The sequence below is a fragment of the Saliphagus sp. GCM10025334 genome (assembly GCF_042663485.1).
Classification (GTDB): Archaea; Halobacteriota; Halobacteria; order Halobacteriales; family Natrialbaceae; genus Natronosalvus.
The window spans coordinates 539,992-561,252 of the sequence record NZ_JBHTAF010000001.1 but is presented as its reverse complement, the minus strand read 5'-3'; the positions used below and the strand labels follow the sequence as shown (position 1 = coordinate 561,252).

The window sequence follows — 21,261 nt, the reverse complement described above, 5'->3', positions numbered from 1 at the left end:
GTTCAGGCGGGCGTCTCCCGCTCAGCCGGCGGCAGTCGGACGGCGTCGACGATAGGTTCGTCGAACGACAGGCGCATGGCCAGGTCGCCGCCGCTTCGCTTCACGATCCGGAACCCCAGCTTCCGGTAGACGTGTACGGCTCGCTCGTTGGTCGCGTCCACATCGATCGTGAGCGCCTCGTGGCCGTTATCGACGGCCGTAGCGATCGTGTGCCGGCAGAGTTCGCTCCCGACGCCGCCGTCGTGGTAGTCGGGGTCGACGAAGATCACGAACTCGGGTTCCGCGCTCGAGGTCGGCGCGTAGGCCGCGTGACCGACGACGCGCGTCCCGGCTCGAGCGACGAGATTGGTGCCCGTCTCGAGCAACGCGTCGAGCCAGGCGTCGATCCGCTCGAGACGAATCGGCGGCAGTCCCATCGATCGGTGGGCGTCGGGGTAGTCCGCGTACATGGACCGGAGGCTCTCACGGTGGCGGTCGCTCGCGGGTTCGACGAGCAGTGCGCGTCCGTGCTTGTCGATGAAGCGCGGGCACCGAGGCGGACAGCCGGCAGTTCCCTCACACGTCGAGGGGTTCCAGGCGGCGCAGGTGTCGGTCGATATAATCGTTCTTATCAGTCAGTACGGGTGCCAGCACCATCACGTTCGTCCCGAACATGCGTGGGTCCTTTATATCTCTCGAGGCTCTCGAAGGGGCGAACGCTGTCTCGAGTAGGTGTCTCGAACGGGCGGCGAGCCCTGGTCCTGTGCTCACTCCGGCGAAACGGCCGTCATTGATCACCCGATTCTGAGGATGACGGCGAGACGGTCGTCACCGGTCGTTCGCTACTGAGAATGACTGCCTGGGTGACGCTCCCGAAGAGCACCTTTCCAGTGGGCGTCCGCTTGCGACCGGAGAGACAGATCATGTCGGCCTCGAGTTCGGCCGCCGCCTCGACGAGTTCGCTCGCCGGTTCCCCGCTCGTCTCGTAGTACTCGTACTCGACGTCGTAGGTCTCGAGGACGTCGATGGCACGACGGACGGAATCGAGTTGCTGGATCGACGCCCCCTCTGGGTTGTCCTGGAAGACGTGGGTCAAGATTGCGGTTACATCCGTACTCGCTGCGGGGAGCGAGGCGATCATTCGGGCCTGCACCTGTGCTCGTTCGACGTTCGTGTCCAGACCGACCAGTATCCGGTACATGCACGTCGATTGTGGTGGAATCGTCATAATCTCTCGGGTGCGAGGCGCCTCGAGGCGATTTGGTTGCTCTGATCGAGGCGGCGTCGGTCGGGACATATGACGAGAGGAAAATCTATTTATCCGCTCTATTTGAACAGTCGTACCATGGCATACAGCTACGAGCCTCACTACTTCGAGGACTTCGAAGTGGGACAGACCTTCGAGAGCGTCGGCCGAACCGTGACCGAGTCCGACTTCGTCCTCCACTCGATGTTCACCGGCGACTGGACCGAACTCCACACGAACAAACACTTCGCGGAGGACGGTCACTTCGACGGACGGGTCGCTCACGGCCCGATGACGTTTTCGCTGGCGACCGGGTTCGTCTACCGCTGTGGCATCGTCGAACGGACGGTCTACGCCTTCCTCGGGATGAACTACATGAACATCCCGAACCCGGTCTACATGGACGACACCATCGAACTCGACATGGAGGTCACCGAGAAGCGCGAACTCTCGAGCAAAGACGACGCGGGTCTGGTGACGATCGATACCACCATGACGAATCAGGAGGACGACGTGGTGTTCGAGGGCGACATGAAGTTCCTCATCAAGCGCCAGGAATAATATTTCACCCCCGTTCTGGGTGAACCGTTCGTCTTCGGTCGATTTTCCGTCAGACGAATAGCTTGTGTGTTTATATAACCCGTCCATCTACGGGTGAATATTTATACAGCATCCGCGATAGATGGACTTGTGACTCGAGATACCATGAGACAGGGGAACAGGAGGCAATTTCTTAGGGGTGCAGTCGTCGGCGGGGCGGCCGGGCTGACCGGACTCGCCGGGTGTATTCAATCGTCAGGTGACGGCAATGGGGACGGGAACGGCAACGGCAACGGTAATGGCAACGGTAACGGGAACGGCAACGGCGGCGCGAGCGGATCCGTTCCACTCGCCGTTCTCGAGCCGTTCACGGGGCCGTTCAGCGCGCTGGCCGAAGAACGCCACCGAGGAACGGAACTGGCCATCCAGCAGATAAACGAGAGCGACGAGTACGAGTACGAGTTCGAGTACGAGGAGTACGACACTCAGCTCGACTCCGAGTCCGCGATCCAGGAGGCCAATAACGCCGTCCAGTCCCAGGGCGCGGAGTTCTTCACCGGGTGCATCTCGAGTTCGGTCGCGCTGGCGATGAACGATTTCGCCCAGAACAACGAGGTGCTGTACACGCCGGGGGCAGCTGACGTCTCCATCACCGGGGAGAACTGCAACGAGTGGGTGTTCCGGTTCGAGACGAGCACTGCCCAGATCGCGGAGGTCATGTCGCAGTGGATGGCCGAGGAGATGGGCGACCAGCTGTTCTACCACATAGCCGACTACGCCTACGGCAACTCCGTCCACAACGAGATCGGCACGCGGATGGAGAACCTCAGCGATGGGTACGAGGAAGTCGGCATCACCCGCTCGGACCCCGGTTCGACGGACTTCGCCTCGTTCATCACGCAGATTTCGGACGCCAGCGACGAGGCGGATGCGCTCGTCGTTGGGATGACCGGCGCGGACCTGGCGACGTTCCTCACGCAGGCGAAAGATCGGGGGCTCCACGACGAAATTCCGATCGTGACGACGACCGGATCATTCAGGGCCGTGATGTCCGGTGCGGGTGAGGGTGCCTACGGCATCTACAGCGGGACCCGGTACGTTCCGACGATCGAGACCGGCGACAACCAGACGTTCGTCAGCGACTACCAGGACGCCTACGACGGCGACCTCCCGGACAACTTTTCGCGCGTCGGCTACGAATCGATCCGGATGGTCGCGAACGGTATTCGCGAGGCCGGTTCGACCGACCCTGCCGACGTCAAGGACACCCTGCCTGGTATGGAACACGAGACGATTTTCGGTCCCGTCGAATTCCGGGAGTGCGATCACCAGGCGACGAACCCGGTCTGGATGGCCGAGTGCGTCGAACCCGAGGAGGGGGACATCGCGGACGTGAACCTCCTCGAGGGGTGGGAACTCGACGGCGAGGAAGCTGCCCCCGACTGTGAATCGACGGGTTGTTCACTCTGACCGGAGAGCACTAGTTGAATGATATCTTCACACATCCTTCTGGAGGGGGTCACGACCGGAGTCTTTTCTTTCGTCTCCTTGCAGGGACTGCTGGACGGGCTCACGGTCGGCCTCATATACGTCCTGCTAGCGGCCGGGCTTTCCGTGATCTTTGGGGTCATGCACGTCATCAACTTCGCCCACGGCGAACTCTTTACGCTCGGCGCGTACTTCGCGCTCGCGTTAATTGCACCCCTCGGTGGCGGTTACGCGTTCTTCGCCGCCCTGTTGATCGCGCCGCTGCTCGTCGGCGTCGTCGGCGTGGCGATCGAACGATTCACCGTCCGGCCGCTGTACGGTCGAAATCCCCTCTATCACATCTTGCTCACGTTCGGACTGGTGCTCGTCATCAACGACCTGATCTATCTGGTGTGGGGGACGGGGAACCGCTCGTTCAATCGCCCCGGGATCATCCGTGGCACCTTCGAGCTGTTCGGGTTTAGTTTTAGCTCGTACAACCTGTTCATCATCGTCTTCGGGACTCTCGTCGCCCTCGCCGTCTGGGCGGCGCTCGAGCACACGCGGTACGGGCTCATTATTCGCGCCGGGTCACAGGACCGCCAGATGGTCCGGAATCTGGGTATCGATATCGACCGATACTACTCGCTGGTGTTCGGCGCTGGCGCCGCCCTTGCGGCGATTGCAGGGATCATCGTTGGCGGAACCCAACAAGTGAGCCCCAGCATGGGGATGTCGTTCATCATCCCAGCGTTCGTCATCGTCGTCCTCGGCGGTCTCGGGAGTTTCAAGGGTGCGGTCGTCGGGGGGCTTCTCGTCGGGGTTCTCCAGGAAACGATTATTCGACCCAACGTCCCCGCGCTCGAGGGGACGGTGATCTTTCTACTGATGATCGGGATCTTGTTGGTTCGCCCACAGGGGCTGTTCGGAACCGAAGCTCCAGAGGACGAAAGCGGGACGTTACTGGCCGGAACCAACGGTGGCTTTCTGGATCAGGACACGCGGCTGAAACTCGGGTTCGTGATGGTGGTCTTGCTGGTGTTGATTCCGTTCGGAAGCGGCTGGCTCTACTCGGGGTACGCAGTCACGCTCGTGACCCGGATGCTCCTGTGGGGATTGTTCGCGCTGTCACTCGATTTCGTCATGGGGTACACCGGCCTCGTTTCGCTCGGCCACGTCCTCTTCTGGGGGCTTGGCGCGTACACGGCCGCGATCACGCTGATCAACGTGAGCGAGTCCGCGTTCGTCGCAATCGCGCTGGCTATCGCGCTCTCTGCGGTGGCCGCGTGGATCGTCGGGGTTCTCTCAATTCGGGTTGCCGGCGTCTACTTCGCGATGATTACGCTCGCGTTCGCGGAATTGTTCTACAACGCGATCTATTCGATGGATACGATTTCGCTCTTCGGTCTCATCGAGGAGCGGCCGTTTACCGGCGGCTCGGACGGGCTCTTTGGCTTCGGCGCGTACTACGGTGTCGGAGGCGCCGGCATCGAACTCAACGAAATCGAGGTCGTCCTCGGTCCGGTCCTTCTCGGTGGCTCAGCCCTGTTCTACTACGTCGTACTGGCCGCCCTCGTCGCTTCGTTCTTCCTCACCCGACGAATTCTCAACTCGCCGTTCGGCGCGGTCATGAAAGCGATCCGTGAGAACGAACAACGGGCGACGTTCCTCGGCTACGACACGACCGTCTACAAGCGCCGCGCGTTCGTCATCAGCGGGGCAGTTGCCGGACTCGCCGGCAGTTTGTCAGCGCTCAACACGGGACTCGTTACGCCCTCGGCCGCCGAGTGGATCAAATCGGGCGAGGTTATCGTTATGGTCGTCCTCGGGGGCATGGGGACGCTGTACGGGCCGATTCTGGGCTCGTTCGTCTTCTTCGGCCTCGAGAATGTGCTGACCGACTTCACCGGCTACTGGCGATTGGTACTCGGTGTCATCTTCATCCTGTTCGTCATCTTCCTTCCGCGGGGGCTGGTCTCGCTTCCCGGGCAGCTTCGTCCACTCATCTCGGGCGGCCCCGGGTCGAAACCGACCCCCGACGATACGGCACCGGGAGGTGACGACTGATGGGGACCGAACCACTTCCAAGTAACGCAGACCCTATCCTCCGCACCGAGGGGCTGGTCAAACGCTTCGGCGAATTCACGGCGACGGATCACGTCGACCTCGAGCTCGAGCACGGCGAGTTCCGGAGCCTGATCGGACCGAACGGGGCCGGCAAAACGACCCTGTTTAACCTCATCTCCGGGGGGCTTCCGGTCACGGAAGGGGAGATCTACTTCGCCGGACGCGACGACAAAGAACTGACTCCAATTACGTCGCTCTCGCCGGCCGAACGCGTCCGCCGCGGCATCGGCCGATCGTTCCAGATATCGAATATATTTGGTGGCTTATCAGTTCGAGAAAACGTTAGACTAGCGGTCCAGTCAGTAAACCGAGAGGAAATTGGGCTGCTCGAGTCGCTGTTTCGACCGACCGACCGCTACGATGAGATCGCCGCCGAAACCGAGCGCATCCTCGAGCGCGTCGGCCTCGAATCGGTCGCGGACGTCACCGCTAACGCGCTGGCGTACGGCGATCGGCGTCGCCTCGAGATCGGCGTCGTCCTGGCGACCGATCCCGAACTGGTCTTGCTCGACGAGCCGACCGCCGGCATGAGCGTCGAGGAGACGCGAGAGACGATCGGTCTGATCCAGGACGTTCTGGTAGATCAGACATTATTACTCATCGAACACGACATCGAACTCGTCATGGAACTTTCCGATCGAATCAGCGTGTTGAATCGCGGCGAACTCCTCGCGGAGGGAACGCCGGACCAGATCGCCAGTAACCAGGCCGTCCAGGACGCTTACCTCGGAGGGACGCTCGATGAGTGATCGCGCCCCGCTTCTGGAACTCGAGGACGTCGACGCGGGCTACGGCGAGACGCGAGTCCTGCACGACCTGTCGCTCGCGATCGACGAGGGTGAAATCGTCTCGCTGATCGGGCGCAATGGCGCCGGCAAGACGACGACGCTTCGGTCGATCATGGGCATCGTCACGCCGACGTCGGGAACGATCGCCTATCGCGGCGAGGACATCTCCCAGCTCGACGCGACGGCGACCGCCAAGCGGGGACTCTCGCTCGTCCCCGAGGAGCGCCAGATATTCCCCGAGTTGACCGTCCGGGAGAACCTCGAACTCGCTTCCTACGGCGGGGCTGACGACGTCGACTCGCTGTCGGTCGACGAGGCGCTCGAGACGTTCGAGAACCTCGCCGAGCGGGAGGGGAACGCCGGGTCGTCGCTCTCGGGCGGTGAACAGCAGATGCTCGCCATCGCCCGGGCGCTCGTCGCGGGGGCCGACCTCATCTTGCTCGACGAACCGACCGAGGGGCTCGCCCCGTACATCGTCCAGGACGTCATGGAGATTATCGAGAGCCTCAACGACCGGGGGATTACGGTCCTCCTCATCGAACAGAACGTCCACGTCGGCCTCGCCCTCGCGGACCGGAACTACGTCATCAACCAGGGTGAGATCGTCTGGGAGGGGACCTCGGCGGAACTCGAGGCCGACGAGGAGGTACTCGATCGGTACCTGGGCGTCACGGCCTGAGCGGTCTCCTTTCGAGGATTTTCGCTCGAGTCGCGGCCGGCCGGCGAGTCACGGCCCCGCTCAAGACGAGTCCGTAACCATTCGCATGACGGGGTTCGCCGTGATCCCGTGGAGGACGATCGAGATGAGGACGACGGCCCCGACGAGCGCCCAGAGCAGATCGGCGTCGGAGAAGGCGGCCTCGTTGAGGCCGTGAGCGAGGTAGTAGAACGAACCGATCCCGCGGATGCCGAAGAACGCGATGGCGCCGCGTTCGGCCCACCCCGTACTCGAGCCGAGGAAGCCGACGAGACCGGCCAGCGGACGCACGAGGAGGACGATGGCAACGGCAGCGATCACCGCCTCGAGCGTCAGCGGCGCGAGCAGGCCACCGGCGATCGCGCCGCCGAAGAAGACCATGATGACCCCCATAGAGACCTGTTCGGCGAGTTCGCTGATCTCGTGGAGCGCGTCGTTGTACTCGTGAGACCGTTCGGAACTGCGGATCGTCACCGCGGCGACGAAGACCGCGATGAAGCCGTACCCGCCGACGAGTTCGGTGATCCCGTAGACGAGGAGCGTCCCGGCGACGGCCTCGAGCCCCTGGACGGACCTGGCGATCTGCGTGTGCGGTTCGGTGCCGAAGATGAGTCTGGCGCTGATCCAGCCGAGGATGACGCCGGCGAGGGTCCCGACGACGACCCGGTAGCCGACGTCGACCAGCAGCCACTCCCCCATCCAGTTACCCGGGGCCATGCCGACGAGGGCCATGGCGACGGCGAGGTTCGTGAACGGGAAGGCGAAGCCGTCGTTGAGTCCGGCCTCGGAGGAGAGCGCGAACCTGACCTCGTCATCGTACTCCCCCTCGCCGATCACGTCCTCTTCGGATCCGTCTCCGGGGTCTTCAACCTGAACTTCGGAGGCGAGCACGGGATCGGTCGGAGCGATACACGCCCCCAGGAGAATCGACGTCGGGACGACGAGGCCGACCAGCCACCAGCCAACCAGTGCCGCACCGGCGATCGATAGCGGCATCGCAATCAGCAGCAACCGCCAGGTCGACGACCAGGCACGCAGTCCTGGCGCCCGGTCGAGTTTCAGTCCGACGCCCATCAGCGCGATGATGACCCCGAACTCTGCGAGTCGTTCAACGACGTGGCCCTGCTCGAGCGGATCGGGGGCAGGGAGCCCGAACGGTAATCCGAACGCGAGAAACCCTAGGACCACGAAGAAAATGGGCAGAGAAATCGCTCTGTCGGCGACGTATCGGGGGAGCACGGCGATGCCGAACAGCGTCACACCGACGACGACGAAGCCGATATCGTACAACTCGAGTACCACATCGATACTATCCATCAACGATCGGATAAGACCGGACCCGTCAGTTGCAGGCACAGCGTCGTTTGTCGTGGTCGTCGTTCGTTCGCTATGGACCGACGGTTCGGAGGGGCGTCGAGTGTGTCGGAGTCGAGCGAATCGGGGCGAGTCGAGTCGGAGTCGAGCACGTCGGAGGCGAGCACGTCGGATCGAATCTCGAGACGCACCGCCCTCGGCATCCTCGCCGTCGGCGTTTCCGCGTCGCTCGCGGGCTGTACCCAGGACGTAGGCGAGGAACTCCCACCGAATACGTCCTGGCCGATCGCCGAACTCGTTCCCGACCTGCCGATAACGAAACGGACGGACGTGTTCGCGGCGGGAATCGAGTCGGTAGACGACGAAATCACCGACGAGGACGCGTTCGCAGAGACGCTCGAGGCCGAAGGGCTCGAGGTCGAGTCACTCGAGCGCGAGCGGGACGTGCTGACGCTCGACTACGTCAACCGGGAGCGGTACGAATCGGGGACGATCCACGAACTCGGTCCGATCGCCGGGTCCTACGCGGCACTGGTCGAATCCGGCTACGACGCCGTCGCCCTCGCGATCACGATTCTCGACGACGCGCCCGAATCCTACGGCTCGGCGACGGTCGAGAGCGCGTGGGCCGAACGCTACGTGAGCGGCGACCTGACGGCAAGCGAGTACGGCGAACTGGTGGCGGCGACGATCGATTCGCGGCGCCACCCGCCGTTCGTCGGCGTCTCTCCGGAGGAGTAGCGTCATCGAGTATCCCACTTGCCGTCCCGATTCCCTCCGTCACGGTCGACGCTCGAGCCGATGCCCGCGACCCGTACCCCACGACATCCTCGGCGCAGGCCCGCCAATTCCCGCGGCGTTTATTACGCTCCCTTCCCGTCTTCGGGGTATGACCATCTACGAGAGCGACCTTCCCGGCGTCGGTAAGAAGTACGAGGTGGAACTCGAGGACGGGGAGCGCCTCGTCATCGTCACACACAACACGGGGAAACGGGAAATCTACAAAAAGATCGAGGAGGGTGCCGACAGCGAGAAGGTGTTCGAAATGTCCGATCGACTCGCTCGCAAGGTGGGAACCATCCTCGAGGGCGCGTACTTCCAGCCGGTGCAATCCGAGCGCGTCGAGACCATGCTCACCGGCGAGACGTTCATCGAGTGGTACAACCTCGACCCGGCCTCGGAACTCGTCGGACAGACCATCGCCGAGGCACAGATCCGCGAGCGAACCGGCGTCTCGATCGTCGCGATCCAGCGAGGCGAGGAGGTTCTCGCTGCCCCCGGCCCGGAGACGACGTTCGCGGCCGACGACACGCTCGTCGTCGTCGGCGACCGCGACGACTGCCGGGACTTCGAGTCACTCGTTGGAGGCGACGGCGGGCGGTGATCCTCGTGCAGCCACTACTGGAGGTGTCCGAGAGTGGCAGCTGAAACCCACCTGGTCGACGTCGGCGCGCTCTTCGCCGTCGCCGCCGTCGCCGGCCTGCTCGCCTCGCGCATCGACCAATCGGTGATTCCGTTTTACATCGTCGCCGGGATGCTTTCGGGCCCGTACGTGCTCGGAACGGTCGACTTTCCGTCCCTCCTGGGGACAGACGTCCTCCCGCACGGGGAGGCGCTGGCGCTCGACGGCCAGGCCGAGTTCATCCACCTGGGGGCCGAACTCGGGATCGTCTTCCTGCTGTTCTTCCTGGGCCTCGAGTTCAACCTCGAGCGACTGCTGGCGTCCAGACACGACATCGGGAAAGCCGGGAGCGTCGACCTGGTCGTCAACTTCGGCGCCGGACTGCTCCTCGGGTTCGTGCTCTTCGAGTCACTCCTCGCGGCCCTGCTCGTCGCGGGCATCGTCTACATCTCCTCGAGTGCGATCATCACCAAGTCCCTGATCGACCTCGGCTGGATCGCCAACGACGAGGCGAACCCGATGCTCGGCACGCTCGTCTACGAGGACCTCTTCATCGCGGTTTACCTCGCGGTGGTCTCCGCGCTCGTCCTCGGCGGGGGCGACGTCGGTGAGGCATTCGGCTCGATCGGCGTCGCGATCGGGTTCATCCTCGCGCTCTTGATACTCGTCCAGTTCGGCACCGCCTGGTTCCAGCGAAGCCTCGAGACCGACTCCAACGAGTTCCTCGTCCTCCGGGCGCTGGGAATCCTCGTCCTGATCGCGGGCGCCGCGCTCGCCCTGGGCGTGAGCGAGGCCGTCGCTGCCTTCTTCGTCGGGATGGCCTTCTCCGCGACCGACCACGTCCACGACCTCGAACAACTGCTCGAGCCTGTCCGGGACGTCTTCGCCGCCATCTTCTTCTTCTGGATCGGTCTCGAGACGAACCCACAGTTGTTCGCCGGCGTCGCTGGGCTGATCGCCGTCGCGGTGATCGTCACGACGCCGACGAAACTGCTAAGTGGCTACCTCGGTGGCCGAATCTACAATCTCGACGAGCGTCGATCCCTGCGGGTTGGCCTCGGCATGACGACACGCGGTGAGTTCTCACTGATTATTGCGAGCATCGCCGTGGCGGGTGCCGGCGGAGCGATCACCGAATCCGTCGCTACCCAGATCTACGCGTTCGCCGTCGGCTACGTGCTGGTCATGAGTATCATCGGGACGACGTTCATGCAGTACGCCGACCGCATCGAAGCGATGCTCGTGCCGCGCCTCGAGGCACGCAGTGGGGCGGTCTCGAGCGGCGACTGATCGATCGATCGATTCGACTGTCGAGTTTCTTCATCCGAAACGAACTCACAGCGGACGTCGGCGCGACCTCGTGCGAGATTCCAACAGACAACTTCAAACCCCTCGAGCCCCCTCCATCCTCCATGCTCGAGGCAGTCGTCTTCGACCTAGATTACACGCTGGCGATCCCCGACCGGGACCGGGAGACGTTGCTCACTGAGGCGACGGCCGCGGCTGGTGCGCCGCCGCTCTCGCGCGAGGCGTACCTCGAGGCCCACCGGAACAACCTCACGCGCGAGAGTCGCGAGCCCATCTTCGCGGACCTGCTCGCCGACCACGACACGAGCGCCGAGCCCGGCGCAGTCGCCACGGCCTACCGGGAGTCGATTGCCGACGCCCTCACGCCGCTGCCGGGCGTCGAGGCCATGCTCGAGGACCTTCGGTCGACCTACCGCGTGGGACTCCTGACGAACGGCCCCGTTCGCGCCCAGCGGGACAAACTCGAGACGCTCGGTTGGGAAGGCCGGTTCGACGCGGCGCTGGTGACCGGCGAGCTCGAGGCGGGCAAGCCCGATCCGCGGGCGTTCGAGGCGATCCTGGAGGAACTGTCGGTCGCTCCCGAGCGAGCCGTGTACGTCGGTGACGAGCGCGAGGCGGACGTGGAGGGGGCGACTCGAGCCGGAATGCGGGCGGTACAGGTGCTCCGGGTGGACACGGACCCGGACTCGCGGGCGGTTGCGCACGTCGACCAGTCCGCCATCGCGCGCGAATTGCCTGCGGTTCTGGCGACGCTGTAACCGACTGCGACGCCCCGTGTCTCGGCTGCTCGATCAGCTAGCATCAGTCGACCGCGCTGCTTGCACCACCGATCGTGCTGTGAACACCAGCCCGGACGCGGATCGTCGAGAATAGCCACATTAATGGTTCCATTCGTGCAATTCTTGCACAATGGTACACGGGAAGATGGCCGCGTCCGGCCACGAACAGGTAACGCACTTCGTCGACGACGAAACCGGCCTCGAGGCCATCGTCGCCATCCACGACACGACGCTCGGTCCCTCCCTCGGCGGCACTCGACTGCTGCCCTACGAGAGCCACGACGCCGCTCTGCGCGACGTCATGCGCCTCTCGCGCGCGATGACCTACAAGGCGGCCGCCGCGGACCTCGACCTGGGCGGCGGGAAGGCCGTCATCCGCGCCGATCCGACCGAGAAGACCGAGGACCTGATGGCCGCCTACGGACGGATGATCGACCGACTCGGCGGCTACTACATCACCTCCGTCGACGTCAACACTGGCGTCGCCGACATGGACGTGATCGCGGGCGAAACCGACCACGTCGTCGGAACCAGCGCAGGACTCGGAGACCCGTCGCCGATCACGTCCCGCGGCGTCTTCGAGGGGCTGCGGGCCTGCGTTGAGGCCACCTACGGGACGCCGGACGTGGACGGCCTCTCCGTCGTCGTCCAGGGCGTCGGGAAAGTCGGCAGCGGCCTCGCCGAACTCCTCGACGAGCACGGCGCCGAGGTCGCAGTGAGCGACATCGACGAGGAAGCGACGACCGCGCTCGCCCACGAATACGGCTTCGAGACGGTCGCTCCTTCGGCAGTTTACGAACAACAATGCGACGTCTTCGCCCCCTGTGCGATCGGCGGCGTCATCAACGACGAGACGATTCCGCAACTCGAGTGCGACGTCGTCGCTGGCGGGGCGAACAACATCCTCGACGAACGAGCCCACGCGCAGGCGCTCCGAGACCGGGGCATTCTCTACGCGCCTGATTACGTGCTCAACGCGGGCGGTCTGATCACCGTCGCGGCCGAACACACCGGGGACACGCGAGAACAGGCGCTCGCCGACGCGGTAGCCATCGGCGACCGGACCCGGACGCTCATCGAACGTGCGGAGGCCGACGACGTGACCGTGCTCGAGGCCGCGGATCGGTACGCGCTCGAGCGGATCGAGGCGGCGAGGACCGAGGCGGCGTCTCCGTCGTCCAGGTAGGTACCTGGCCGGTTTCGGTTCCGATCTCGATCCCTTGGACCGAGTCGCTCCCGCGTCCCGAATTTCACCGAACACCGCCGTCTCGAGCCGCCGCCTGGACGACGGCCACGCCGCGTTTGACCGCTGCGGCGCGCTCGAGAAAGACGAGCGTCTTCGCCGGCGTCGTCGCCTTCGGACGCGTCCGCAGACCGGTCTCCCCGGCGGCGTCGACGGCGGCTTCTCGTCCGCGACCGAACTCGAGGTGCGCCCGATCCGGATGGACGAAGACGCGAGCGAGGCGCTCCAGCGGGTCGCCGTCGTCGTCCACGACCGAAATATCGAACGCGGGGGCGCCGCCGACCGCCGGTTCGACGTCGCGATCGACGTTCGTCACCGCGAGTGACGCGAGTTCGTCGTCCGATCGTCCGTCGATTTCGGAGGCGAGCAACTCGGCGATCCGCCGGCCGTCGGTGATCTGATCCTCGACCATACGCGCGGTTGTCTCCGGGCAGGCTAACCGTCTTCGATCAACGCCGAGCGGGCGGTGGGGGCGAGTTCGTCGACGTCGATCCCCTCACCACTGGCGTAGACGACCGCGGCGGCCTCGATCGTGATCGCGTACTCCTGCTGGAGCGAGTTGATCGCGCCGACGGCCTCGTGCTTTTCGACGCCCGAGGCGACCAGCGCGTCTAGGACGCGCTCGAACGTCGACCGCTCTCTGAGCAGGTCGTCGCCGGGGATGAAGTCGTCGTCGATGGTCACGCTCGAGGGATCGAACGTCGCCACCAGTTCGGGACCGTCGCGCTCGAGGACGCCCTCCTGGGTCGCGACGTCGATGAGGCGCTGTGATTGGTCGGGTGAGAACCAGTCGCGATCGAGCGACAGCGCGACGACGAACTCGTTTTCGCGCAGTCGATTCGTTCCGTGTTGTTTGAAGGGCGCGGCGACCGCGACGCGAAGGCTCATCGAGAACGACTCTCGCGACAGGGTGAATAACGTTGGCGGTTCGGGTTCCCGTCAGTCGGACGCCCGTCCACCCTGGTTCCGATTGGCTCGAGACGGCGGCGGAACTTGCGTCGACGTCACCTCTGGCGGGTCGGGGAGCACGCACCGGTCGAGTTCGCGGTTGACGTGGGCGTACTCCTCGGGAGCGTTCGCGAGGGGGTGTGCGGGGTTCTGGCTGCTGTCGATGCGGGCGGCTCGCACCTCGCCGAAGCGGTTGAGTCTGGCGATGATCCCGCGCCAGTGATGGGTAGTCGCCGCCGGAACGGTGTACGGTCGGGGCGGTTTGTGGTCGGGGTGTCCGGCCGCCAGGATCGCGGCGTTGACGTTGCTCGCGAGTTCGTCGTGATCGACGAGGATGCCGACGCGGGCGTCGACCGGTGCTCTGGCTGCGAGGACGTCGAGACCGAGGTGGAGCGCCCGGTACTCCGCGACGTTGTTGTCCGGCGGTGCGTCGGTGGCTGCGATGCGACCGACGCGCGTGCCGTCGCGCGTTTCGATGACGGCCCCGAGGCCACCGCCAGCCCGTCGGAATGACCCGTCGGTGGCGACGTAGAAGTCACGATGATGGGTCGACGGGGGGTGGGCGATGTGCGGCGTCGGCGACTCGTCGAACAGGTCCCGAAGTGCGGGGCGGCCGTGAGCGGCCATATGCCGCTGTAGGACAGTCAAGTACTTAACAACTAGGCCGTCTCTCACTGCGCGCTAGCCGATCGGATCCAACAACGTATAAATAGGATGATTGTACATGTAGGTGTATGCAGGGTGCTGATAAACTCACCACGAATCGCCGGAACGTCCTCCGATACACAGCTGGTGCGACCACGCTCGGACTCGCATCGTTTGCCGGTTGTATCGGTGACGACCCGGAAGAAGGTAATGGGAATGGAAACGGCAACGGCAACGGGAATGGAAACGGCAACGGCAACGGCAACGGCAACGGGAATGGTGGCGGCGATATCGACGAGATTACGCTGACGCTGACGCAGTTCCCCGACACGCAGGATCCACTCGACCACATCACTGGGGACTACTTCAACGTCTACGACCACATCTACGAGCCGCTCTTCGACTTCCAACCCGGCGAAGGCATCTTCCCGCGCGTCGCCGAGGACTGGGAAGCACAGGACGACGGGACGACGGAGGTCTACCTCCGGGACGACGTCGTCTTCCACAACGGTGACGACCTCACTGCCGAGGACGTCGCCTGGACGATCAACCGAACGGTCGATCCCGAGATGGGGGTCCAGAGCCCGATCGGAACGTACGGTCTCGGCTCCATCGAAGGCGCCGAAGCCGTCGACGACACCACCGTCGCGATCAACTACGGCGCGTCGGCCGGTCTCGCGGAGTTCGAGTTCGGGAACTACGCACGGGCGATGAACAAACAGTGGGCGATCGACAACTACGACGCCGAGAACGAGGCGATCGCCGGCGCCGAACCCGAAGCGTTCAACGGAACGGGTCCGTACGAGGTCGTCGAGTACACCTCCGGTGAGGAAATCGTCGTCGAAGCGTTCGACGACTACTGGGGCGATCAGCCGCCGTTCAGCCAGGTCACGTTCAATGCCACCGGCGAGTCGAGCAGCCGCGTCGCCGCGCTCGAGACCGGCGAGAGCGACGTGACGATGAACATCCTCCCCGAGGACGTCCAGACCGTCCAGGACGCCGACGGCATCGACATCCGGAACGTCACCAGCTTCCGGAACATCTTCTGCCCGATGAAGAACACGGTGGAACCGTTCGACAGCCAGGAGTTCCGCCAGGCGATGAACTACGCCGTCGACAACGAGGCCATCGTCAGCGAGATCCTGAGCGGCTTCGGCGAACCGCGAGGACAGCCGGTCGCCCCCGGCATCAACGGCTTCAACGACGAACTCGAACCGTACGAGCACGACCCCGGCCGCGCCGAGAGCCTCGTCGAGGACAGCGGCTACGGCGACGTCGAGATCACGCTCACCGCCCCGCAGGGCCGTTACCTCAACGACGCCGCGATCGGCGAGCGCGTCGCCGACATGATCGACCAGCTCGACAACGTCAGCTGTGAAGCCGAAATCGTCGACTTCCCGGTCGTCTCCGACGCCAACCAGGCCGGCGTCGAACCTGGTCAGTTCGACATCCCCTTCTACATGATTGGCTGGGGGACCATCACGGGCGACACCGACTATGGCGTGCAGGGATTCTTCACGATTCCCGACAACCCGTCGCGCACCTTCGACGACGAGGAGCTCAGCGACGCCATTCTCGAGACCCAGCAGATCGACGACCCCGAGGAACGGACCGCGGCGCTCCAGGAGGTCAACGCGCTGGCGCGTGAGAAGGCGCCGTTCGTCTTCCTGCACACCCAGGAGAGCATCTACGGGGCGAACAGCAACATCCAGTGGGACCCCCGCGAGGACGAGACCATCTACATCTGGGAGATGGAGGCGTAAGTCGGGTCTCATCATCATCATCGAATAGAACCGCCGTTCGACTTTTGAGGCGCCAAACGACTGGGTTCACCAGCGACATCTCGAGTTCGCGTACGAGCCCCGAAACCGCCAGAATCGGGCGAGGACCGACAGTATAATTAATGTTCGTGGGTTCCTTCGATACGTTCCGATGGCACTGAGGAAATTTCTGATCAGGCGGATACTCCAGGGCGTATTCGTCATCTGGGGTGTGGTGACGGTCCTGTTCGGGCTGCGGGCCGTTTCGCCGGGTGACCCAGCGACGTTAATGCTCGGGGAAGGGGCGAGTCGGGCGCTCGTCGAGCGGGTTAGGGAGGAAGAGGGGCTCAACGACCCCATACACGTTCAGTATCTCGATTACGTCGGTGGATTGCTCCAGGGCGACCTCGGCTATTCGTGGCAATCGAGCAGGGACGTCTCGGCGATGGTCATCGAGCGAATTCCGGCGACGATCGAACTCACGGTCGCCGCAACGATCGTGGCGATCGTCATCGCGATTCCCCTCGGGGTCGTCTCCGCGACGTGTCGGAACGAACCCGCCGATTACGGCGCGACGATGTTTTCCCTCCTCGGAATCAGTACGCCGAACTTCTGGCTCGGGCTGATGTTGATCCTCGTGATGAGCGTCTGGTTCGGCATTCCGTACCCGGACGTGGCCACCGACACGTTCTCGATCGGAATCGTCCACATTCCGTATCCCACCTACATCGGCTACGACTTCTACGGGTTCCCGACCGGAAGACGGGGTGTGAGCTTCGCGGACGCAGTTCGGGCAATCGTCTTCGACCAGTCGATTAGCGAGATGGGAACCTGGTTGCACTACATCACCCTTCCGGCCATTACCCTCGGGACGTACTTCACCGCGCTCATCACCCGGCTCACCCGGAGTGGCATGATCGACGAACTCGGGAAGCCGTACGTGACGGCGACGAGGGCCAAGGGACTCCCGAACCCGCTGATCCGGTACAAACACGTCCTGCGAAATACGATGATTCCGATCATCACGGTCCTGGGTCTTCAAATGGGGTCGCTGATCGGCGGGTCAGTCATTACCGAAACCGTGTTCAACTGGCCGGGTCTCGGGCTTCGGCTGGTCGACGCACTACGCATTCGGGACTGGCCGCTAATGCAGGGAATCATCCTCTTCATCGCCATTTCGTTTATCATCATTAACATCGTCGTCGACGCGCTGTACACGTCGCTCAATCCGCAGGTGAACAACGAATGATCTCCAACCGAATCACGTCGAATCTCAAACAGACGTTCGCCGAGAGTCTCCTGCCCAAGGTCGGGCTGGTTTTGCTGGTCGCGATCGTACTGATGGCAATCTTCGCGCCGTTACTGGCTACCCACGACCCGACCCGAACGGGATACTACGCCGAGAGCGGCTCGCCGTACCCGCCGTTGGGTCACAGCTACGAGACGCAAGTCGCCCAGGAGGGTGAAATCGGCGACGTGACAGTCGAACCCACGAGCGAGCACATCCTGGGGACCAACAACGTCGGACAGGATGTCTTCTCACGGTTCGTCTACGGCGCCCGCGTTTCGCTGCTGGTCGCCCTGCTGGGAACCGCACTGGCCATGTTCGTCGGTGTTCCAGTCGGGCTCATCGCCGGCTACTACGGCGGCCGCATCGACGACGGACTGATGCGGGTTGCCGACACGATGCTGGCGTTCCCTTCACTCGTCCTCGCGATGGCGCTGGTCGGCGTCTTCGGCTCCTCACCGATCTACGTCCCCGACCCGATCGTCGTGGCCGGACTGGCCGATGGCATGCCCGAATCCATCCCCATTCCGGGTACGGTGACGGTCGTGGCCGGTCTCGTTATCTGGGTCTGGTTCGCGCGGGTCGCCCGCGGGGAGGCCCTGTCGCTACGGAATCAGGAGTACGTCAAGGCGAGCAAGAGCTACGGAATGCCGAGTCGATCGATCCTCACCCAGCACATTCTCCCGAACAGCCTGACGCCCATCATCGTCCTCGCGACGATTCAGGTCGCCGTGGTGATCCTCCTCGAGGCGTCACTGGCGTACCTCGGGTTCTCCGGAACGACGCTGTCGTGGGGGTACGAGATCGAGCGCGGCCAGGACCTCCTTCGGTCGCGACCGTGGATCGCGATGTTCCCGGGGATCGGGATCATGCTCACGGTGATCGCGGTCAACCTGCTCGGCGATTGGTTCCGCGATGCACTCGACCCGAACATCGAAGGAAGCGAACGAGGTGCCTAACATGAGTGACGACATTCTTCGCATCAGCAACTTATCGACCCAGTTTTTCACCAGCGAGGGACAGGTAAACGCCGTTAACGACTTCGATCTGACGGTCAAACGCGGCGAGGTCTTCGGTATCGTCGGCGAAAGCGGGAGCGGAAAGAGCGTAACGGCGCTTTCGATCATGGACCTGGTCGAGTCGCCTGGGGAGGTGACGAGCGGGTCGATCGAGTACCGCAATCCGTCGTTCGCCGACGCCATGCAGGAGGCCCATCCCGAGGCCGTCGATGGAGACCTGGTCGACCTGCTCGCGATTCCCGACGGGGCCCGTCGCTCGCTCAGAGGAACGTCCTTCAGCATGATCTTTCAGGACCCCGAGAGTAGCTTCAACCCCAGTCTGACCGTCGGCGAACAGATCGCCGAGGCCGTCGAGGTCCAGCAACGGGCGACCCCCAACCCGCGATCCGGCGAGGCCCGAACGCGGGGGCCGGAGTATTCTCTGGGATCGTACGTCATGTCGATGGCGCTCCCCTCGAAGCGGTACGTGAGCGAGGACAGCAGGGCACAGGCGATCGAATTGCTCGAGACCGTGGGGATTCCGGACCCGGCTCAGCGCGCCGACGAGTACCCCCACGAGTACTCCGGTGGCATGCTCCAGCGGGCGATGATCGCACAGGCGCTCGCCGGCGAACCGGACGTTCTGATCGCCGACGAACCGACGACCGCGCTCGACGTGACGATCCAGGCCCAGATTCTCGACCTCCTGAACGACCTCCAGGAGAAGACGGGAATGACTATCCTGCTGATCACGCACAACCTCGGCGTCGTTGCCAGAATGTGTGATCGCGTCGGCGTGATGTACGCCGGGGAGATCGTCGAACGCGGCACCCTCGCGGACATCTTCGACCGATCGGTCCACCCCTATACGGAGGGATTGCTCGGGAGCGTTCCCGACCTCGAGGGAACCACCGAACGGTTACGATCGATCCCGGGGAACGTCCCGAGCCTCCTCGATCACGAGATGCCCGACCGGTGTTACTTCGCCGATCGGTGCCCGAAAGCGATGGAGGAGTGCCTGAAGAAGCCGCCGGAGTACGCGGCGGAAGGGAGTACAGACCACGCGACGAAGTGTTACCTCGCGGAGATGGAGTACGACCCGAATCAGGCGCTCGAGAACGACGCCCTCGAGCCAGAGGCGACGGCGACGACTGACGGGGGTGAGTCCCAATGAGCATCGATACCGGAAGCGATCAGCCGCTGGTTCGCGTCGAGGGGCTCCGCAAGTACTTCTACGAACAGGATTCGTACATCGACCGGTTGTTTGGGCACGAGCCCGTCGCCGTCCGCGCGGTCGACGACGTGGACTTCGAGGTGCACCGCGGGGAGACGCTCGGTCTCGTCGGCGAATCAGGCTGCGGAAAGTCGACGACGGGAGAGACGCTGTTGCACCTGCAAGAACCCACCGACGGCGTCGTCCAGTTCGAGGGCGAGAACGTCTTCGAACTCGAGGGTGACCGTCGCAACGAGTTCCGGCGGAACGCACAGGTCGTCTTCCAGGATCCGTTCTCGAGTCTCGACCCGCGAATGACGATCGGAAAGACGATCCAGCAGCCACTCGCGGTTCACGACGTCGGCACTGCCGAGGAACGCCGCGACCGGGCCCAGGAGTTGCTCGAGCGCGTCGGCCTGTCGGCCGATCAGATCGACCGCTATCCACACGAGTTTTCGGGCGGCCAGCGCCAGCGGATCGGCATCGCACGGGCGCTCGCCCTCGAACCCGAGTTCGTCGTCCTCGACGAACCGACGAGTGCACTCGACGTGAGCGTCCAGGCACAGGTTCTCAACCTGCTCGAGGACCTCCAGGAAGAGTTCGACCTCACGTACCTGCTCATCAGTCACGATCTTTCGGTCATCCGTCATATCTGCGATCGGGTCGCCGTGATGTACCTGGGCGAGATCGTCGAAATCGGCCCCGTCGAAGAGATCTTCGGTTCGCCGAAACACCCCTACACGCGGGCGCTCCTCGAGAGCGTCCCACGGGCGTCGACCGACGAACAGGACCGCGACCGCAAAACGCTATCCGGCGACGTTCCCTCGCCGCGAGATCCGCCGAGTGGTTGTCGGTTCCGGACGCGGTGCCCGGAGGTGATCCCGCCCGAGGACGTGGCAATCGAGCAAGCCGCGTATCGAGAGATCATGACCCTCAGGGAACTGGTCGAACGGGAGAATATCAGTCTCGAGGTCGTCAGCGACCACGCAGTGATGACCGACGACGGCATCGCCGTGGACCCGGCCGAGGTGGACGCCTTCGTCGCGGACCTGAAGGCCCACGTTATCGACACGCCGCTGCCGCCGGAACACGAGGCGGTAGTCGAGGAGGCACTGGCGCCGCTCGCGAACGAGGACTGGGACGAATCCGCGACGCGGTTGCGCGACGCCTACGAGAGTGTTTGTGAACTGGAGAACCCGGAATTGGGAGAGCGGGCCCATCCCGTCGCCTGTCACCTGTACGACGGCAAGCACTGAGGTTCGACGAATCTGGACTTTCCTGGGAAACGGTGGATTACCGCCTCGAACGCCCCGTTGCGTGCGAGATGCTTTTGCGGGTTTCTCGCCTATTGGTGCTATGGCGAGCAAAGCACCGATCTACTGCGAACTGTGTAAGGAAACGATCAACACCGGCGAGAGCCTCGAAAACCACTTGCTGAACGAGCACCGGCCGCCCGAACTGGCCGAGCGACTCGCATCGCAGTGGGAATCTGCGGAACTGGGTGATCCGTCCTGACGAA

At 63.8% G+C, this 21,261-nt stretch carries 22 protein-coding genes; 16 read left to right on the top strand and 6 right to left on the bottom strand.

Annotated elements, in window-relative coordinates; genetic code table 11:
- Window positions 1-2: 2 nt before the first annotated feature.
- On the bottom strand, window positions 3-497 hold the full coding sequence (locus ACFQO4_RS02485) for a GNAT family N-acetyltransferase (protein WP_500260444.1): 495 nt from the start codon (window positions 495-497) through the stop codon (window positions 3-5).
- A 269-nt stretch (window positions 498-766) separates the two neighbouring features.
- Window positions 767-1,180, bottom strand: coding sequence for a universal stress protein (locus ACFQO4_RS02480; protein WP_500259423.1), 414 nt, complete (start codon window positions 1,178-1,180; stop codon window positions 767-769).
- A 144-nt stretch (window positions 1,181-1,324) separates the two neighbouring features.
- Here ACFQO4_RS02480 and ACFQO4_RS02475 point away from each other — a divergent pair, with 144 nt between their 5' ends.
- The 5 genes from ACFQO4_RS02475 (at window position 1,325) to ACFQO4_RS02455 (ending at window position 6,826) form a co-directional block, all read left to right on the top strand.
- Window positions 1,325-1,786, top strand: coding sequence for a MaoC/PaaZ C-terminal domain-containing protein (locus ACFQO4_RS02475; RefSeq protein WP_500259422.1), 462 nt, complete (start codon window positions 1,325-1,327; stop codon window positions 1,784-1,786).
- Window positions 1,787-1,930: 144 nt separating this feature from the next.
- Window positions 1,931-3,235 (top strand): substrate-binding domain-containing protein, encoded by a 1,305-nt coding sequence (locus tag ACFQO4_RS02470; protein ID WP_500259421.1) that lies wholly within the window; start codon window positions 1,931-1,933, stop codon window positions 3,233-3,235.
- Window positions 3,236-3,253: 18 nt separating this feature from the next.
- Window positions 3,254-5,299, top strand: a complete 2,046-nt coding sequence (locus ACFQO4_RS02465) for an ABC transporter permease (RefSeq protein ID WP_500259420.1) — start codon at window positions 3,254-3,256, stop codon at window positions 5,297-5,299.
- Window positions 5,299-6,108 carry an ABC transporter ATP-binding protein gene (locus tag ACFQO4_RS02460; protein WP_500259419.1) on the top strand — a complete coding sequence of 270 codons (810 nt, stop codon included), beginning with the start codon at window positions 5,299-5,301 and terminating at the stop codon, window positions 6,106-6,108. The genes ACFQO4_RS02465 and ACFQO4_RS02460 overlap by 1 nt, the downstream gene beginning before the upstream one ends.
- The gene (locus ACFQO4_RS02455) at window positions 6,101-6,826 is read left to right on the top strand and encodes an ABC transporter ATP-binding protein (protein WP_500259418.1); all 726 of its coding nucleotides are present in this window, start codon (window positions 6,101-6,103) and stop codon (window positions 6,824-6,826) included. Before ACFQO4_RS02460 ends, ACFQO4_RS02455 begins: the two co-directional genes overlap by 8 nt.
- A 60-nt stretch (window positions 6,827-6,886) precedes the next feature.
- On the opposite strand, the gene ACFQO4_RS02450 is transcribed toward ACFQO4_RS02455, so the two are convergent.
- Entirely contained in the window at window positions 6,887-8,146 is a 1,260-nt protein-coding gene (locus tag ACFQO4_RS02450) for a cation:proton antiporter (RefSeq protein WP_500260443.1), read from the bottom strand.
- Between the two features lie 117 nt (window positions 8,147-8,263).
- Here ACFQO4_RS02450 and ACFQO4_RS02445 point away from each other — a divergent pair, with 117 nt between their 5' ends.
- The 5 genes from ACFQO4_RS02445 (at window position 8,264) to ACFQO4_RS02425 (ending at window position 12,833) form a co-directional block, all read left to right on the top strand.
- Window positions 8,264-8,899: a DUF8159 domain-containing protein gene (locus ACFQO4_RS02445; protein WP_500259417.1), complete on the top strand. Its 636-nt coding sequence runs from the start codon at window positions 8,264-8,266 to the stop codon at window positions 8,897-8,899.
- A 148-nt stretch (window positions 8,900-9,047) separates the two neighbouring features.
- The gene (locus tag ACFQO4_RS02440) at window positions 9,048-9,542 is read left to right on the top strand and encodes a cation:proton antiporter regulatory subunit (RefSeq protein ID WP_500259416.1); all 495 of its coding nucleotides are present in this window, start codon (window positions 9,048-9,050) and stop codon (window positions 9,540-9,542) included.
- Between the two features lie 33 nt (window positions 9,543-9,575).
- Window positions 9,576-10,850 carry a cation:proton antiporter gene (locus ACFQO4_RS02435; protein WP_500259415.1) on the top strand — a complete coding sequence of 425 codons (1,275 nt, stop codon included), beginning with the start codon at window positions 9,576-9,578 and terminating at the stop codon, window positions 10,848-10,850.
- Window positions 10,851-10,972: 122 nt separating this feature from the next.
- Window positions 10,973-11,626, top strand: a complete 654-nt coding sequence (locus ACFQO4_RS02430; RefSeq protein WP_500259414.1) for an HAD family hydrolase — start codon at window positions 10,973-10,975, stop codon at window positions 11,624-11,626.
- A 151-nt stretch (window positions 11,627-11,777) separates the two neighbouring features.
- The gene (locus tag ACFQO4_RS02425) at window positions 11,778-12,833 is read left to right on the top strand and encodes a Leu/Phe/Val dehydrogenase (protein WP_500259413.1); all 1,056 of its coding nucleotides are present in this window, start codon (window positions 11,778-11,780) and stop codon (window positions 12,831-12,833) included.
- A gap of 64 nt (window positions 12,834-12,897) precedes the next feature.
- Here the strand turns inward: ACFQO4_RS02425 and ACFQO4_RS02420 are convergent, their stop codons facing one another.
- From ACFQO4_RS02420 to ACFQO4_RS02410, 3 genes are read right to left on the bottom strand one after another with little or no spacing between them, the layout of a single operon-like run.
- Entirely contained in the window at window positions 12,898-13,302 is a 405-nt protein-coding gene (locus tag ACFQO4_RS02420; RefSeq protein ID WP_500259412.1) for a DUF7993 family protein, read from the bottom strand.
- Window positions 13,303-13,325: 23 nt separating this feature from the next.
- Window positions 13,326-13,778, bottom strand: a complete 453-nt coding sequence (locus tag ACFQO4_RS02415) for a DUF2240 family protein (RefSeq protein WP_500259411.1) — start codon at window positions 13,776-13,778, stop codon at window positions 13,326-13,328.
- A gap of 51 nt (window positions 13,779-13,829) precedes the next feature.
- The gene (locus tag ACFQO4_RS02410; protein WP_500259410.1) at window positions 13,830-14,465 is read right to left on the bottom strand and encodes a ribonuclease H family protein; all 636 of its coding nucleotides are present in this window, start codon (window positions 14,463-14,465) and stop codon (window positions 13,830-13,832) included.
- Between the two features lie 107 nt (window positions 14,466-14,572).
- Here ACFQO4_RS02410 and ACFQO4_RS02405 point away from each other — a divergent pair, with 107 nt between their 5' ends.
- The 6 genes from ACFQO4_RS02405 (at window position 14,573) to ACFQO4_RS02380 (ending at window position 21,257) form a co-directional block, all read left to right on the top strand.
- Window positions 14,573-16,246 (top strand): ABC transporter substrate-binding protein, encoded by a 1,674-nt coding sequence (locus ACFQO4_RS02405; protein WP_500259409.1) that lies wholly within the window; start codon window positions 14,573-14,575, stop codon window positions 16,244-16,246.
- Window positions 16,247-16,415: 169 nt separating this feature from the next.
- The gene (locus ACFQO4_RS02400; protein ID WP_500259408.1) at window positions 16,416-17,492 is read left to right on the top strand and encodes an ABC transporter permease; all 1,077 of its coding nucleotides are present in this window, start codon (window positions 16,416-16,418) and stop codon (window positions 17,490-17,492) included.
- Entirely contained in the window at window positions 17,489-18,490 is a 1,002-nt protein-coding gene (locus ACFQO4_RS02395) for an ABC transporter permease (protein WP_500259407.1), read from the top strand. Before ACFQO4_RS02400 ends, ACFQO4_RS02395 begins: the two co-directional genes overlap by 4 nt.
- A 1-nt stretch (window position 18,491) precedes the next feature.
- Window positions 18,492-19,703, top strand: coding sequence for an ABC transporter ATP-binding protein (locus ACFQO4_RS02390; protein WP_500259406.1), 1,212 nt, complete (start codon window positions 18,492-18,494; stop codon window positions 19,701-19,703).
- A complete protein-coding gene (locus ACFQO4_RS02385; RefSeq protein WP_500259405.1) occupies window positions 19,700-20,998 on the top strand; it encodes an ABC transporter ATP-binding protein in 1,299 nt (432 codons plus the stop codon). The genes ACFQO4_RS02390 and ACFQO4_RS02385 overlap by 4 nt, the downstream gene beginning before the upstream one ends.
- Before the next feature lie 100 nt (window positions 20,999-21,098).
- A complete protein-coding gene (locus ACFQO4_RS02380) occupies window positions 21,099-21,257 on the top strand; it encodes a hypothetical protein (protein ID WP_500259404.1) in 159 nt (52 codons plus the stop codon).
- The last annotated feature ends 4 nt before the right edge of the window (window positions 21,258-21,261 follow it).